Genomic DNA, 15014 nt, shown 5'->3' on the forward strand with positions numbered 1-15014 from the left:
CATGAAGCTTTTCCCCGCCGTCTCCCTTCTCGCAGCACTTTTTCTCTCAGCCTGTGGAAGCGGTCCGGAACCCGAATACCTGGAGGGTGAAGACAAGGCCGCGATGGTGGTAACCTCCTTCCTGACTGCCTTGCAGCAAGGAGACGAAGAAAAGGCGAAAGCCCTGACGGACGACAGTCCTGACTACATCATCGCGGACTTCGAGCGTTGCAGGGACTACTTCTTCGAGCGCCGCCCGACAGGAACCAAGGTGATGAAAACGGGTTACGAGCATTACGCTCGCGAATGGCAAATTTTCGTTGATCTGCAGATCAACTACGGCCCGCAAATGAAGCAGCTTCACTTCGTGCTCAGCCCGGGCGAGATTCCGAAGGTGCGCGGCGTCACGCCGATCGTACCGGATCTCCGCTAAGAGTCCGGGGAGCCTTGGCCGTGGTCAATCGGCCAAGGTACTCAAGAGCGTTTGGCAGCTAGGCTGGCTACTCTTTGATCGCTTTGGCGGCGGCCAGCAGTAGGTTGCCGGGGATGCGGTCCTTGTAGTTCGGGTTGACGTAGGAGAACGCGATTTCGTTGTCCGGCGTTACGATGAACACTGCGGGCGCTGGAAGTCGGTCCTTGTTCAGTCCGCCTGAGTTTTTAGCCAGGTCGATTCCAAAGCCTTTGTACTTGAGCACAGTGGCCTTGTTGAGAGTGAAGTCGATTCCGAAGCCTTCGATAGCAGCGAATCCACTATCTGAATACAGTTTGTAGGGGAGGTCTCCGTCTTTCTCGATGCTTGCCAGCATTTCGGGGGAGTCGGGACTGATGCCAATGATCTGGTAGCCAAGTTTCAGGAATTCCGCTTCCGCTTCTGCGAGCTCCTGCATGTGAGTGCTGCAGTAGGGACACCAGCCTCCTCGGTAGAAAACGATAATGCTGTGTTTCCCTTTGAGGAGCGCGGGCAGGAATTGCTTTGTCCCAGTTTCGTCTACGACGTCGACCTTCGGTGCCTTTTGTCCGATGAGGAGCGGGCTGACTTCGTCGGCCGTGCGCGCGCCGGCGAAGTTAAGAATGAACAGGAGCGAGAGTAGGAAGCTTATCTTTTTCATGCTGGTTGTATGGAGAAGAACGAACGAAGCCGGTGTTTATTCCAAAAATCTTGCGGGCGCGAGCTAGCTTCTCAGGCAGTCGAGTCGCTGGGCTATTTCCATGAACTTGTAGATCAGGTTTGCGACCAGGAAGTCAGGCGCATGCTGTCCCGCTTGCGGGGCGAGTTCTACGAAGTCGGCTCCAAGCAGCTTGCGGCCCTTGAGCGCGCGTTCCAGTCCATCGATAGCTTGATACCAGTTGAGCCCGCCCGGAACTGGAGTTCCCGTCGAAGGCATGATCGATGGATCGAGTCCATCGACGTCGAATGTAATGAATACGTGCTCCGGAAAGTCGTCTGGCAAGAGTTGCTCGGGATATCCTTTCCAGTATAGGTCGGCGGCGTCCAGGTAGGTAACCTTGCGCTCTATGCGACGGTCTGCCTCCTCTTTGCAAAGAGCCCTAACTCCGATTTGGTGTAGGGGGATACCCATGTCGGTGCAGCGTTCCATGACGCTTGCATGACTGTATAGGTTTCCTTGATACGCATAGCGAAGGTCGGCATGGGCGTCGAATTGGACGATGCCAAAGGGGATGTCTAGCTCAGCGCAAGCTTGGACGGGGCCGAGGGTCATCGCGTGTTCACCGCCGAGTAGGATGGGGCACTTGTTTATGTTGAGAGCCGCTCGGGTCGCGACTTTGATGTTTTCAATAACAGTGGGAGCGGGGGCGTCACAGCGTACGGGGTCGGCGGTGTAGATGCCGGCGTCTCCGGGAAAGGATCCATCGAGCCAGTGCTCCAATTGAACGGAGGAATGGAGAATTGCGTTCGGTCCATTCGCGGTACCGCCTCCGTAGGATACGCTTGTTTCCCAAGGAACGGGGATAATATGAAACGCAGCGTCGTGCTGGTTGGATGGTTCGATGTCATCCGAATGAAACGCGGGAGGGTTCTCGTAAAGATCGTTAGGCATGTGGTTGGGATCGTTCTATCTGCTCGCTTCGAAATTGCGAAATGCATTGGTCACTAGCAAAGAGAATCTACGAAAAAAGCCTAACGGAAACGTTAGGCTTTCGCAGGTGGCAGGTACGTTTTTGGGGACTACCTTTTCCAGTAGTTGAAGCGTCTTGCTGCGATGAGCGAACTCAAGGCTAGCAAGCCGAGCAGGGAAGTGGATCCGGTGTCGGATACCTGCTGCTTTTGGGTCTCGAAGTTGTAGGTGGAGCTGTCGCCGTTTTTCCAGGTCAAGGTCACGTTGTCGGCGAAGGCATGGTAGTCGGATCCAACCGAGGATCCCGCTCCCACGCTGATGCCCGCAATATAGGCGTTTTGCGAATAGATCGATTGCCAGTCGGAGATGTCGCGATCGTAAACAGCCGTTACTCCGATTCCAGACTGGAACTGCCAAAAGTTGTCGGATGCTCCGGTGGTGTACCAATCTCCTTTGGTTATGGTTCCGAGCGCGTTGTAGGCGCCTTCCCAGATCAGTTCGCTTCTTTGGAGGCCGTCCCATAGGTGGAGCCTGAGGGCGGGGGTGTAGTTTGGACCCAGCGCGGAAATGCTGTCGAGCGCTACGCTCCAATCGAAGGTAAAGGAAGACAGGTCCGATAGGAGTCCTATGTTTGAGGAGGAGTCGTAGAAGTTTCCTAGACCTACGAAACGGGTGCGGTCTCCAAACATTTCAACCGAACCGTTTCCGGATCTTGGGCTTGTATTCGTAATGCTTGATGAACCTCCTGCTCCGTTTTCGCCGGGCGGGTTAGCCCAGTTCGTTGAGCTTGGAGTAACAGTCACTACAGCAGCTTCCAATACCGAGCAGGCGAAGGTTGCAGCGAATGCGATTGAGGCAATGTGGGATATTCTCATCATGTTGTTTTGGGTTTTGAGTTTCGATTCGTGCCACGCGGCACGAATCGAAGTCAGGCACTTGCTGCGCCAGTGCCGCCCCTGTAACGGAAGCGATCCGCCGAAGCTATTCTCCATGAATAGCTTATGGAATTGCCTTAACTTGTTGTACCGTAAGGCAAAAAGCGGGATAGCGTAACGTATTGTTACGTACGTCAAAAATCCGGACGAACCGTCCCTCGCCCCGGGAAGAGGAAGGGATGTTCATTCTCGAAGCTTCTAAGACAATCGGTCCCGGTAGTCGGTGTATCCAAATTTCCTGACGATTGTCAGTTCTTCCTTGTCTGGATCCCAAGTTGCGATGGCGGGATGTTTAATACCGTTAAAGGTGCTAGTCTTGACCATGGTGTAGTGGGCCATGTCCAAGAAATAGAGCTTGTTGCCGGGCTGGAGAGGCTGGTCGAAGGAGTAGTGGCCGATCATGTCGCCAGCGAGGCAAGACAATCCTCCTAAGCTGTAGGTGTGTTGCTTCTCGCCAGCTTCCGCTGCGTCTACGATTTCGGGGCGGTAAGGCATTTCCAGCACGTCTGGCATGTGGCAGGTTGCGGAAAGGTCGAGGATGGCGATCGGGGGAGCCTCTTCTATGATGTCGAGCACGGTTGCGACGAGCACCCCGGTATTGATAGCCATGGCTTCACCTGGCTCGAGGTAGACTTCGAGATGCGGGTAGCGGGATTTGAAGTCTTTGAGAATGCGCACCAGACGATCCCGGTTGTAGGTGGGAGAAGTGATGTGGTGGCCGCCGCCGAAGTTGACCCACTGCATTTGTGGAAGAAGGTCGCCGAACTTTTCCTCGAAATGGACAAGCGTACGTTCCAGCGTATCCGAATTTTGCTCACACATCGTGTGGAAGTGCAGACCCTCGACCTTTGCCAGGTCTTGGCCTTCGAGCGCAGCCCGGCGAATCCCAAGGCGAGATCCGGCGACGCAAGGATTGTAGATGTCGGTCTCCACTTCGCTGTATTCCGGGTTTACGCGCAGGCCGCAGGACACTTTTCGTGAAGACCCAGCTATGGCTTCCTGGTGTTTTTGGAATTGGGCGATCGAATTGAACGAAATGTGGTGGGCGAACTGCAACACCTCCTGCATGTCTTCATCGGTGAAGGCAGGCGCGAAGCAGTGCACTTCCTTGCCGAATTCTTCAGCGCCGAGTTGGGCTTCCCAGGGGCCGCTCGCGCAAACGCCCGCTACGTAGTCGCGCATGAGGGGGAAAGCGCTGTGCATGGCGAAGCCTTTGAGCGCGGCGAGAATCTTGGCTCCGCTTTGCTCTTGGACCGATTTGATGATCTCCATGTTTGAGCGCAGTCGCTTGAGATCGACGACGTATGCGGGAGAAGGGGTCTCCGGCGGTAGCTCCGGATCGTAGTGGATGATGTGATCCATGCAGGCTTTGGTGTTAGCCACGAAAGGCGCAAGTCCTTCGAGAGTGAGAGTATGACTCCCCGGCCTCTCGCGAAGTTTGCGCCCCTTGTGGCGTAATCAGTACTAGACGAGAACCTCTGGCTTTTTGTCGAGCCACTGCTCGACCCAAGGGAGGCCTTGTACGTTGAGTTGTTCCATGAAGGGGTCGGGATCGAATTGCTCCACGTTGAAGACCCCTTTGCCGCGCCATTTGTCCGTGAGCATCATCTTGGCTCCGATCATGGCGGGAACGCCGGTGGTGTAGCTGATCGCTTGAGAGTTGACCTCGGCGAAGCAGGCTTCGTGATCGCAGATGTTGTAGATGTAGTAGTGCTTGCGTTCGCCGTTCTTGTGGCCGTCGGCGACGATGCCGATACAGGTACGCCCCTTGGTGGACTCGCCAAGCGATCCAGGGTCGGGGAGGACGGCCTTGAGGAACTGGAGCGGAATGACTTCATGGCCGTTGTAGATGACCGGATCGATACGGGTCATGCCGACGTTTTCCAGAACCTTCAGGTGGGTGAGGTATTGCTGGCCGAAGGTCATCCAGAAGCGCATGCGCTTGATCTCGGGAAAGTTCTTTGTCAGAGACTCCATCTCCTCGTGGTACATGAGATACATGTCCTTGGGGCCGATTCCGTCCGGAAAATCGAATACACGCTTCTCGGAAAGAGGAGGCGTTTCCTTCCACTCGCCGTTTTCGAAGTAGCGACCGTTGGCGGTTACCTCACGAATATTGATTTCCGGATTGAAGTTGGTGGCGAAAGCCTTGCCGTGGTCGCCGGCGTTGCAGTCGATGATGTCGAGCGTATCAATCGTGTCGAAGTGGTGCTTTTCGGCGTAAGCGGTGAAGATATTGGTCACGCCGGGGTCGAATCCGGACCCGAGCAGCGCCATGATTCCGGCATCCTTGAAGCGGTCGTGGTAGGCCCATTGCCAGCTGTACTCGAATTTCGCTTCGTCGCGCGGTTCGTAGTTGGCTGTATCCAGATAGTCGGTACCTGTTTCCAGGCAGGCGTCCATGATGGCCAAGTCCTGGTAGGGAAGGGCGACGTTGAGGACGAGGTCGGGTTGGAAGTCCTTGATCAGAGCGACGGTTTCCTCGGTCTTGTCCGCGTCGACTTGCGCGGTGTGAATCTCGCTGTCGATTTGGTCCGCTATTTTGTCGCAACTGCTCTTGCGACGGCTGGCCAGGCAGATTTCGCCGAAAACGTCGCGATTCATCGCGCACTTATGGGTGACAACACTTCCGACGCCGCCGGCGCCGATGATTAGGACTTTTTTGCTCATAGTGAAGAGATCGTTGGGTTGACGCGGTTCGCCGGAGGAAAGCGTCGCTTGGTTTCGTCGTTTTTCATGGAAGGATGCAGAAGGATCAAGCGCTTTGTGCAGGCGCGGGCTTCGCCGTCGCCCGTGACGCTTCGCCGTGGCGTCCCCTTGGCTCTTGAAGGGTTCCCTCTATGGAGGGAAGGTGGGCCTGAGTGAAGTCTGGACGAAAAAGGGTCGAGGACTCTATTTACCGAAGCTCGTTGGAAATGTTATTCTGTGCTTACTGGGACGGTTTGCGGTTGAGGCGTCCGATCAGATGCATGAAAGGACGGCATAGATGAATTTTCCACCTGTAGGTCAACTTTTAGGGGTCACTTTCGATCCGTTTGAGAACAAGCGGCCGGAGAGCCCGGAACCGGTACCTGAAACAGGCCGGAATCGGGGAAACGCGGCGGTGAGCCCGGAAAGCTTAGGGCCTAGCTCGCCGGCGACCGCCGAAACGCAACGCGTGGGCGCTTTTTTGAATACGGTCGCCTGAAGCGAGAAACGTCTTTTTTGTCACATAAGGGAGTCGTCGGCGATTATTGCCGGCGGCTCCATTTTTCGTTCCAGCTAGGCGGCTTTATCGCAGTGTGCGGGATCGTCTGGGGGCTTCTTGCTGCAAGACCTTTTCTATGGCCTCGCGCAATTTGCGTCGCTCTAGGGGTTTGGTGAGGAAGTCGCTCATGCCGGCTTCGCGGGCGACCTCTCGATCGGAATCGGAAGTTTTGGCAGTTACGGCTAGGATAGGTGGCGTGGCGTCTCCATTTTCCTCGCGCAGGCGCTTGGCGCACTCGATCCCGTCCATTCCCGGCATTTGGATGTCCATCAGGATTACGCGGTAGCGCTTTTTGGCCACGGTGCGACAGGCGAGTTCGCCGTTGTTGACGAGGTCGTAGCTGTATTCCAGGCGGCGGAGCATCATGGCGGTTACCTGCTGGTTGATGGGATTGTCCTCCACGAGCAAGACGTCCTTTTCCTCCTCGCTCACGGAACTTTTGCTCGAGTAGCTAGGCGTGAAGGGGTGAAGAGGCAGGGGAGAGGAATCGCTGAACTGCGGCACCGTTTTTTCGAAGGCCTCGACTTCCTCGGGGGAAGCGAGCGTTGCGCTCAAGGTCAGTGCAAAGCTGGATCCCTGTCCGGGTTGGCTGGATACGTCGATGTCTCCTCCCATTTGGTTCGCGAGTTTTTTGCTGATCGCAAGTCCGAGGCCTGTGCCTCCGAACTTCCGGGTGTTGGAGGAGTCGATTTGGCTGAACGCCTTAAAGAGTCGCTCCATTTTGTCGGCTTCAATTCCTAGACCGGTGTCGGATACGGTGTAGTGAAGTCGCGTTTGCGTATCGCCGGTTTTCTCGCCCTCGAGCCGGATGACGATTTCGCCATGCTCGGTGAATTTGAGGGCGTTTCCAATCAGGTTGATGAGGATTTGCTTAACTCTGGTGGGGTCTCCCACGACCACCGGGGGTAGGCCTTCCGCTATGTCGCTTTTGAGAAGGAGGCCTTTTTCCTCGCAGGAGCGTAGAAAGAGTTTGAATACGTCGGTTACGGTCTGGGCTGGCGAGAAAGGGATGCTTTCCAGTTCTACCTTGCCGGCTTCGATCTTCGAGAAGTCTAGGATGTCGGCAATGATGGCCACTAGCGACTGGCCGCTGGAGTGGATGGCTCTCAGCATCTCGAATTGCTCTCGCTCTAGGGGAGTCGCGAGCAAGTGGTCGGCCATGCCGATGATGCAGTTCATGGGCGTTCTGATTTCGTGGCTAACCATGGCCAGAAATTCGCTTTTCGCGAGGTTGGCTTTTTCCGCCCGTTTCTTGAGCTCTCGTTCGCTGAGGAAGGCTCCATGTATCTGGATGTTCTTCTCTCGTAGGGCGCGTGTCTGAACGGCGACTTTTTCTTCCAAGGCTCGCTGTCGGTCGACGAGCTTGGCGTGCCTGATCCGGACGAGGAGGGCGACGAGCAAGGCAGACAGGACAGCGTAAAGCATGAACGCTGGAATCGTGCGGTAGATCGGTGTCGCGATTGAGATAGGCAGGCTTGTCGCCTCGCTGCTCCAAGCGCTTTCAGGGATAGCTTTTACTTCGAACAGGTAGTCTCCGGGAGGGATGCGGTCGAGATTGATGACCGAGCTGTTCACGGGATCGCTCCATTGCTCGTTTTCGCCGGCTAGCCGGTAGGCGTATTTAATTCCTCCGGTGCTTTGGTAGTAGGGGGTGCTCAGCTGGACTTGGATGCTGTTTTGGGAGAAGGGAAGTCGCGCCGCCAGACCGAGGTCGGCTCGGGCGAAGTGTTGCAGGAGTTTTCCGCTCTTCAGGTCGGTTATGGAATCGATCTGAGGGGGCGGGATCGCTTGTTGGAGGTGTGGAGTGGAGTCGTCGATGCGGGTCAGCACCTTTCGGCTGATCAGCCACACGGTGTCGCCATCGTCCTCGAATTGGATCTCGTCGATCTGCAGGTTGGATATCTGTTGCAGCGTTTGGTAGTCGGGGTCGAAGCTTCCGTCCTCCTGTTTTCGCAAGACCACGGGATGTTGGTTGGCGATGGCCCAGAGGTCGCCTTTGGGGGAGAAAGCAGGGCGAGTCAGTTTTTGAGTGCGCAGGGGGATCAAGGCGTTGAGCTCGCTCGCTTTTTCGAAACGCTCCGTCTCTCGATTGAAGCGAAGCGCTCCGGCGCGCGAAGAGAAGTAGACCTCTCCTCCATTGCGCCATATGGGAATCCACTGGTCGGCTGCAATTCCAGAACTTGGATCGTATTCGAGGTATGAATACGATTCTCCGGAGCGAACGATTCGGCCGATGTTGGAAATTCCTCTTTCGAGCCAGAAGTCGCCGTGCTCGTCGTCCAGGATCTTGTTGTAGAGGCCTGTTGTTTCCAGGCTTGCCTCGAGCTTGAGTTGGCCGTCCCTGAATTCGGTGATGTAGGTCCGCTCCGGGTCCGCGACGATGACGAGGGGAGGCTCTGCGAAGCGGGTCGTCTGGATACGGTAGACGAAGGGGATGTCCGATATTTTTTGGGGAGGCTGGTCTTTTTTTAGGAGGTAGATGGCTTGGTCGGTGGAGGCGATCAGGCCGTCTCCATACTGCAGGGTCTCGTAGACGGTCTGGTCGGCGAGTATGTTGAAGGTTTCGAAGTGAGATAGGTGGTTCAGGTCGTTGTAGACGGCGTGGTACAGCTTCCCGTTCGAGCGAAGGATCATCTCCCCGCCAATGCGTCCGAAGTCGAAGTAGTTGAGAGGTACGTTCAGCCGCTGGTCGATGTAGGAAATGAGTCGAGTCGCTTGTATTTGCACGACGCCGTCGGAAAGGGTGACCCACAGGGTTTTGTCCGGAGCGACGGTGATCACTCCGCAGTCGAGGAAGCGATGGTCTAGCTGCTTGTCGAGGTTGAGGACAGACCTGCCGTTGTGGTCGACCAGGTGGAGTCCGCTTTGCACGCTGGTGATCGCAATGGTCTGCTCGTCCAGGCGTTCCATGTCGTTGACCCATACGATCTCCTGCTCTTTCTGGAAATCGTCCGGAATGTCCTCGAAGCGCTCGCCGTCGAATAGGACGAGCCCGTGTTGCGTATTGAAGATGGCGACTCGATCTGCGTCCCACTGGGTGGAGCTGATGTTTCGGCTTCCTTGGCCGAGGGAGCTGCCCCGGATGGGCAGCGTAATAAATTCGTCGCCCTCTAGGCGCTGGAATCCGTGGTTGGAGCTGACAAACAGCTTGCCGTCGAGAGGGAAGACGAGGTCGATGTTGATCCTGTTGAAAAGTTTGCTGCCTTCGTCCGGATGCCAGCGCACGAGGTGGTTTACTCCTTTGAAGTAGACGTAGCCGTCGAGGAAAGTTATATGGTCGAAATACTCGATGGAGGTCTTTATTTGCTCCTCTTGGTTCGCGAAGTGCACGATTTCGTACCGGCCTCTGTTGTCGACATCGAGCCGTCCCCAGTAGCCAAGACCGCCTACGTAGAGTACGCCGTCTGGACCTTCCTGCACGGCGATCAGGTCCTCGTTGGAGCGGCGCTTGGGTGTGCTCAAGCGCTTCCATTCGGTGCCGTCGAAGGCGGACAGTTCGCCCTCGCTCGAATAAAGGATACGCCCATTGGTGTCCAGGGCGACAAATCGGCTGCCGCGTGTGGTCCCAATTTCTTGGGTTGAATGGATGCGGAATTCTGGAAGGCCGAGCTCGCTGCGTTTGGGCTCAACGACTGTTGAAGGATCGGTTTCGCTGGTGGCCAGCGGTATGAGAAGGCAGGCCAGGACGAGAAAAACGGTCCTGGAAGCGAGCGAATCTTCTAGTCTGGGGAGGAAACTTGGCATTCGGCGCGAGGGGTAACTCCGCCAAAGCTATGCAATTGGGAAACCGGGGCAAGGCTCAGCAAGCGATTGTCCTCGGCCGGAACCCTTAGTCGCAATCCATGCGGATCACTCGAGTCCGAGTTTTTTCAGCTTAGGTGTGATGACGGCGCGGCAGTACGGGTAGCTCTTGTTGAGCTCGTAGTACTCCTGGTGGTAATCCTCGGCTTCGTAAAAGGTGCTAGCTGGGGTTATCTCCGTCACGATGGGGCGTGAAAACTTTTTGGCTGCAGCAGCGAGAGAGGCTTCCGCGACCTGTTTCTGCTCCTCGCTTTCGTAGAAAATGGCGGATCGGTACTGGGTTCCTACGTCCGCTCCCTGGCGGTTCAAGGTTGTGGGGTCGTGCGCCTCCCAAAAGAAGTCTATGAGGGTGCGGAGATCGGTCACCTTGGGGTCGAACTTAACTTGGATGACTTCTGCGTGGCCGGTCCTGCCGGTGGTAACTGCTTTGTAGGTCGGATTTTCGACGTGGCCGCCCATGTAGCCGCTGACGGCGGATTCCACCCCGTCGAGTCGCTGGTAGACTGCTTCGACGCACCAGAAGCAACCAGCTCCGAGGGTGATCGTTTCGAGTTCTTTGGATTCTGTCGGATCGGTAGCCATAAGGGTGCTAGATATCAGGTGAAGTCCGAGGGCCAAGGCGATTCGTTTTCTCATAGTGAATAGTGGGTCTTTGGAGAGGGAGCGATTTGTAAGCCCGTTTATTCCCGGATAACGAATCCGTAGAGAATTTCATTGCCACAAAATCGCACTCCGCAAGTCTCAGCAATTCCACCGTTTTTGACGGGAAAAAGTATTAAGAATTTAACTACATGAATTTGCAGAGAATAGCCCTTGATCAGATCGATATTTACTCCGGCACGCAGACCCGCGTCGCGACCAACGACGAAGCCGTTTCCGGCTACGCGGAGGACATGAAGCAGGGAGCCCAGTTTCCTCCGATTATTCTCTACTACGATGGTTCGAAGTACTACCTAGCGGATGGATTCCACCGGTTTCTAGCCGCCAAGCGTATCGAGGAGAGGGATATCGAGGCGGAGGTTCGCGAAGGCTCGCGTACGGACGCCTTGGTGGCGGCTCTGGGCGCCAATGCGACCAATGGGCTGTACCGCACCAACGCGGACAAGCGCCACGCCGTCGAAATCGCCCTCGAGGAGTGGACCGGCCATTCAAACGCATACCTGGCAGACATTTGCAAAGTTTCCATCGAGCTCGTGCGCCGCGTGCGCAAGGCGATGGGCTTGGACCATCCCGACAAGGTTATCGGCAAGGATGGCAAGAGCTACCCGGCAGGGATTGAAAAGACGGCTCGTCATGGTGGCGAGGAACGCGAAAAGAACGACGGCAGCTCCGGCGAAGGTGCGGGAGCGGGCGGCGGAGGCGGCGCCCCTTCCAAGAAAAACGCGAACTACTCGGATACTTCCGGCGGAACTCGAAACGAAATCGAGGAAGAAGCCCGCAGCATGATCCGCAATGGGGAGATGGACCCTCGCGAGCTGGACACGCTGCCGACCGCGATTCCCAACGACTATGCGGTAGCGGCAATCGGGATTCTCGATCGCATGAACAAGGAAGACCCCAAGTACCCCGCGGCCATCGAGCGGCTCGAAAAGTGGGTGATGCAGCGCAAGGCCGAGTTGCTCGTAGGGGCCCAATCGTAAGGAATAACGCAAGTTTTTCGCATTAGCTGATGCAAAGGGCTTGCGTTAGCCCTCGATTCAGTGGATTGGATTAGCGAATGGAAGCGGTTATGCATCGAGCGGAGACGAAAAAGTGGGACCTCGCGGGGATTAGTTTGTCTGTCCTTTGCGCGATTCACTGCCTCTCCGTTCCGTTTCTGATGGGTGTGTTGCCTATGTTCGGACTCGATTTCGTAGGAAATCACGAGTTCGAGTGGGTGATGATGGGGATCATTTTCCTAGTGGCCGGAATCAGTTACGTGAACGGGTTCCGTCGCCACGGGAGGAAAGCGATATTTGCCTTTTTCGTGGCCGGCGTTGTCATCTTTACGGTCGTTCGTCCTCTGCTGGGGCATGACCACCATCACGATCACGTCCATGTCAACGACCTGCATCATATCGCTACCGTAGTGGGCGGCCTGGTCTTTGTCCTCGGGCATTGGAAGAATTGGCACTGGCACAAGCCGTCCTGTCACAAGCCTTGTTGCTCCCACGAGACGCACGCCTAGCTCTAGCCTCGGGAGCAAACCGAACGAATTTCCAGTCCTGGGTGGATTCTCGTACTTGATCGTGCCGCGATTGTTACGCATCCTCTGGCTCCGAGAGGTTTGCTATGGATTCAGTACCGCTGGACTATCGTATCGAAACGCCGCGGCTCGTTCTGCGGATGTCTGCCAAGGAGGAGACGGACTTTGTTTGGGACGCGACGCGTCATCCGGGCTTCAATGACGGGATGCTTTGGAACATGCCGGAGTCGAAGGAGGAGCTCGACGAATTCGTGGGAAACGTGCCGGAGCGTTGGCTTTCCGGTGACGGATACCTTTTCACTTTCCGGGACAAGGCAAAGGACGAGCCTCTGGGCAGGATCGTGCTCGAAAGGCGCTGCGGAGGTTGGAATGCTGGGTTTTGGACGCATCCTAGGTACCAAGGGGCTGGATACGCGACGGAAGCTCTTGGTGGTGTTTTAGAATTTGCTTTTGAAGGCCTTGGGCTCAAAGCAGTTGGAGCCTGCCATGCGGAATGGAATGTTGCCAGCCGCGCAGTGCTGGAACGGAACGGGTTCCGCTTCAAGCTCCGCATCGAAGAAGGGTTCGAAAAAGATGGCGAGTGGATCGCCCAGGACAGCTTATCTATCAATCGGGACCAGTGGTTAGCCCTGAGGCAGGCAAGCGCCAGCAACCGCTAGCTCAGCGTTTCCGCTTCTCGAGGATGCGGTCGATTATCTCGCGAATTTCTCGGGCGATGTCCGGCGAGAGGTCGGTTTCGGGAATGTCTGCTTTGTCGGCGTATTGCTTGGCCTTGGCGAGAGCCGCGAAGATCTCCTCGTCGGAAATGTTCGAGCGGAACTGGAGGTCCTGGTAGTTTTCGTCGGTTCCTCGGTCGATGATGAAAGGATCCATCAACTCTCCGATCGCCGATTCTGGTATTTTCTCTTCGAATACGCCGTAGATGAAGCGCCGTATGGTCAGCATGGCTGCATCCTTTTGCTCCTGGGAGATGGAGCTTCGGTCCAGGGGGTCACCTTCGATTTGGTAGTAGCGAACGACGCTCATCGCCGGGCTCTGTTCGAGCCCCTCGATAATCTCGATCAGCTCTTGGATGGAGATCTCGCCTTGCTGGAACTCCTCCGTCAGGCGATCTATCTCAGCCTTGAGGGCGGCTTGTTGCTCGCCCGAAAGCCCGGACCTCTCGATCTCAGCGATGACTTCCTTGCGAATTTCGTCCGTTATCACCTTTTTCCCCGAGGTGAAGAGCCAGTAGGCTCCGCCTGCGAGGAGCAAGGTGAAGATGGCTACTAGTCCGATACAGCCAATCAGGACAGGTTTGCCGAAAATGCTTTTCTTGGGAGGTTCCGCGGAGTGGGAGCTAAGGGGCGAGGACATAGGTTAAGGGAATCAGGATGGAATCTTTCTATTCCATGGTCCGGTTATGGCAAGGGTTTGGCCGGGGCGCTTCTGGATATTAACGAAAAGGGTGCTTCCGTCTGGCGAGAAGCAGGCGCCAGCTAGTTCGCTTTTGATTGCCACGTGACCGATATGGTAGAGCTCGCCTTTCGCAGTGATGCCCACGATGGCGCTCGATTCGTTGTCGTCCTCCACGATGACGACGTCGCCCCAAGGAGCGACGGTGAGGTTGTCGCACGCCTGCATCAGTTGGCTGTCGTGTGACTCGACGAAAAGCTCGAGTTGGCCGGGAGCGTTTGCCTCGAGGTCGGTGCCTTCGTGCTGGCTTGGCGTGTACTTGAAGATTTGCCCGAACTCTTGCGGTCCGCCGTTGGTGCAGGCGAAGTAAATGGAGCCGTTTCCGTAGAACATGCCTTCCCCTCTGGCGAAGCGTGCGGCCCCCGTGATGAATCCGCGGTGGCGCAGGTCGTCCTTGGGGGCCTCTACGTCGACCATATCGATCCAAGTAGTGGATACGGGTGTTCCGATCGGAAACTCCGGTTGTTGCTCCTTGGGCCAATTGCGGGTGTCGCGCGAAGGTTGGTCGAGCACTGCTAGGGCTTGCAGTTTTCCTCCGTTTATCAGCTTGCCCGGCTCGTTTGGAATGTAGCGGTAGATCAGGCCATCGCCCCGGTCTTCCGTGAGGTAGACGATGCCTGACTTAGGATCGACTGCTACTGCCTCGTGGTTGAAGCGACCCATGCCCTTGATGGGAACAGGAAGCGCGAGGCCCATCTGCTCGCTCGCCGGTACCTCGAAGCAATAGCCGTGGTCCTTCTCGAAGTCGCCGCCCGCTAGGATGTTCGTCTCCTCGCAGGTGATCCAGCTGCCCCATGGAGTGGGACCTCCGGAGCAGTTGCGCATGGTCCCTAGCAAGCTGAGGGAGTGTTGCTCGAGGGTCTGAGTCTTTACGTTGTAGATGAGCGTGGAGGTGCCGCCGCTGCTGTTACCCGTATCTTTGGCAGCGTCGTAGTGCTTTTCTCGGTACTGCTTGAGGAGCCCGGGATCGCCTTTGAAAGGGCCTCTTTCGGGATCGCCCGGCCCCATCTCGTGATTGCGGACAAGGATCACACGATCTGCGTCCAGCGGAAAGGCGGCCATGCCGTCGTGAGCGCCGGGAACGAAGAGTCCGTCGTCCATCCGTTCTCCGGTCTTGGAGAATGTCTTGTAGCTGAACCCCTTGGGAAGCCTAAGCAGGCCGTTGGGATCCTCTAGGAGAGGGCCGTAGCCAATGCTTGGCGACTTGGAGCAGCCGGCCATGTAGGCTTGTAGTCCGATGAAACCGACCGCGAGGGCAGTGTCCTTGATGAAGTCTCTACGTGTTGTTCGGGATGACATGGGGCCTGTCTATGTTGGGGTATCTTGGGAGTCGA

Annotated in this window: 13 protein-coding genes; 4 read left to right on the plus strand and 9 right to left on the minus strand. The window is 56.3% G+C overall.

The window, feature by feature from the left end; all coding sequences use genetic code 11:
- Position 1: 1 nt before the first annotated feature.
- The gene (locus IEN85_RS07170; protein ID WP_191616401.1) at positions 2-412 is read left to right on the plus strand and encodes a hypothetical protein; all 411 of its coding nucleotides are present in this window, start codon (positions 2-4) and stop codon (positions 410-412) included.
- Between the two features lie 67 nt (positions 413-479).
- Here IEN85_RS07170 and IEN85_RS07175 read toward each other — a convergent pair whose 3' ends face one another.
- The 7 genes from IEN85_RS07175 to msrA all read right to left on the minus strand — a co-directional run bounded on the left by IEN85_RS07175 (position 480) and on the right by msrA (position 10676).
- Positions 480-1088 (minus strand): peroxiredoxin-like family protein, encoded by a 609-nt coding sequence (locus IEN85_RS07175; RefSeq protein ID WP_191616402.1) that lies wholly within the window; start codon positions 1086-1088, stop codon positions 480-482.
- A gap of 63 nt (positions 1089-1151) precedes the next feature.
- Positions 1152-2039 (minus strand): agmatinase, encoded by an 888-nt coding sequence (gene speB, locus IEN85_RS07180; RefSeq protein ID WP_191616403.1) that lies wholly within the window; start codon positions 2037-2039, stop codon positions 1152-1154.
- Positions 2040-2167: 128 nt separating this feature from the next.
- Positions 2168-2935, minus strand: a complete 768-nt coding sequence (locus IEN85_RS07185) for a hypothetical protein (RefSeq protein ID WP_191616404.1) — start codon at positions 2933-2935, stop codon at positions 2168-2170.
- Between the two features lie 255 nt (positions 2936-3190).
- Entirely contained in the window at positions 3191-4354 is a 1164-nt protein-coding gene (gene nspC, locus IEN85_RS07190; RefSeq protein ID WP_191616405.1) for a carboxynorspermidine decarboxylase, read from the minus strand.
- Positions 4355-4456: 102 nt separating this feature from the next.
- The gene (locus IEN85_RS07195; RefSeq protein ID WP_191616406.1) at positions 4457-5662 is read right to left on the minus strand and encodes a saccharopine dehydrogenase family protein; all 1206 of its coding nucleotides are present in this window, start codon (positions 5660-5662) and stop codon (positions 4457-4459) included.
- Between the two features lie 601 nt (positions 5663-6263).
- Positions 6264-9983, minus strand: coding sequence for a hybrid sensor histidine kinase/response regulator (locus IEN85_RS07200; protein WP_191616407.1), 3720 nt, complete (start codon positions 9981-9983; stop codon positions 6264-6266).
- Between the two features lie 105 nt (positions 9984-10088).
- On the minus strand, positions 10089-10676 hold the full coding sequence (gene msrA, locus IEN85_RS07205; protein WP_191616408.1) for a peptide-methionine (S)-S-oxide reductase MsrA: 588 nt from the start codon (positions 10674-10676) through the stop codon (positions 10089-10091).
- Between the two features lie 155 nt (positions 10677-10831).
- Between msrA and IEN85_RS07210 the strand changes: the two genes are divergently transcribed.
- From IEN85_RS07210 to IEN85_RS07220, 3 genes are all read left to right on the plus strand, one after another.
- Positions 10832-11680, plus strand: a complete 849-nt coding sequence (locus tag IEN85_RS07210) for a ParB/RepB/Spo0J family partition protein (RefSeq protein WP_191616409.1) — start codon at positions 10832-10834, stop codon at positions 11678-11680.
- A 77-nt stretch (positions 11681-11757) separates the two neighbouring features.
- Positions 11758-12207, plus strand: coding sequence for a MerC domain-containing protein (locus IEN85_RS07215; protein ID WP_224772496.1), 450 nt, complete (start codon positions 11758-11760; stop codon positions 12205-12207).
- Positions 12208-12311: 104 nt separating this feature from the next.
- Positions 12312-12884 (plus strand): GNAT family N-acetyltransferase, encoded by a 573-nt coding sequence (locus IEN85_RS07220; protein WP_191616411.1) that lies wholly within the window; start codon positions 12312-12314, stop codon positions 12882-12884.
- Position 12885: 1 nt separating this feature from the next.
- Here the strand turns inward: IEN85_RS07220 and IEN85_RS07225 are convergent, their stop codons facing one another.
- A complete protein-coding gene (locus tag IEN85_RS07225) occupies positions 12886-13581 on the minus strand; it encodes a hypothetical protein (RefSeq protein WP_191616412.1) in 696 nt (231 codons plus the stop codon).
- Positions 13582-13593: 12 nt separating this feature from the next.
- Positions 13594-14979, minus strand: coding sequence for an alkaline phosphatase PhoX (locus tag IEN85_RS07230; RefSeq protein ID WP_191616413.1), 1386 nt, complete (start codon positions 14977-14979; stop codon positions 13594-13596).
- Positions 14980-15014: the final 35 nt, after the last annotated feature.

This window comes from Pelagicoccus enzymogenes, from assembly GCF_014803405.1.
GTDB classification, from domain to species: Bacteria; Verrucomicrobiota; Verrucomicrobiia; order Opitutales; family Opitutaceae; genus Pelagicoccus; species Pelagicoccus enzymogenes.

Excerpts from the sequence above, each read along its gene's own strand:
- IEN85_RS07170 (WP_191616401.1), top strand. The coding sequence starts at position 2 with ATGAAGCTTTTCCCCGCCGTCTCCCTTCTCGCAGCACTTTTTCTCTCA.
- IEN85_RS07175 (WP_191616402.1), bottom strand. The coding sequence starts at position 1,088 with ATGAAAAAGATAAGCTTCCTACTCTCGCTCCTGTTCATTCTTAACTTC.
- speB (WP_191616403.1), bottom strand. The coding sequence starts at position 2,039 with ATGCCTAACGATCTTTACGAGAACCCTCCCGCGTTTCATTCGGATGAC.
- IEN85_RS07185 (WP_191616404.1), bottom strand. The coding sequence starts at position 2,935 with ATGATGAGAATATCCCACATTGCCTCAATCGCATTCGCTGCAACCTTC.
- nspC (WP_191616405.1), bottom strand. The coding sequence starts at position 4,354 with ATGGATCACATCATCCACTACGATCCGGAGCTACCGCCGGAGACCCCT.
- IEN85_RS07195 (WP_191616406.1), bottom strand. The coding sequence starts at position 5,662 with ATGAGCAAAAAAGTCCTAATCATCGGCGCCGGCGGCGTCGGAAGTGTT.
- IEN85_RS07200 (WP_191616407.1), bottom strand. The coding sequence starts at position 9,983 with ATGCCAAGTTTCCTCCCCAGACTAGAAGATTCGCTCGCTTCCAGGACC.
- msrA (WP_191616408.1), bottom strand. The coding sequence starts at position 10,676 with ATGAGAAAACGAATCGCCTTGGCCCTCGGACTTCACCTGATATCTAGC.
- IEN85_RS07210 (WP_191616409.1), top strand. The coding sequence starts at position 10,832 with ATGAATTTGCAGAGAATAGCCCTTGATCAGATCGATATTTACTCCGGC.
- IEN85_RS07215 (WP_224772496.1), top strand. The coding sequence starts at position 11,758 with ATGGAAGCGGTTATGCATCGAGCGGAGACGAAAAAGTGGGACCTCGCG.
- IEN85_RS07220 (WP_191616411.1), top strand. The coding sequence starts at position 12,312 with ATGGATTCAGTACCGCTGGACTATCGTATCGAAACGCCGCGGCTCGTT.
- IEN85_RS07225 (WP_191616412.1), bottom strand. The coding sequence starts at position 13,581 with ATGTCCTCGCCCCTTAGCTCCCACTCCGCGGAACCTCCCAAGAAAAGC.
- IEN85_RS07230 (WP_191616413.1), bottom strand. The coding sequence starts at position 14,979 with ATGTCATCCCGAACAACACGTAGAGACTTCATCAAGGACACTGCCCTC.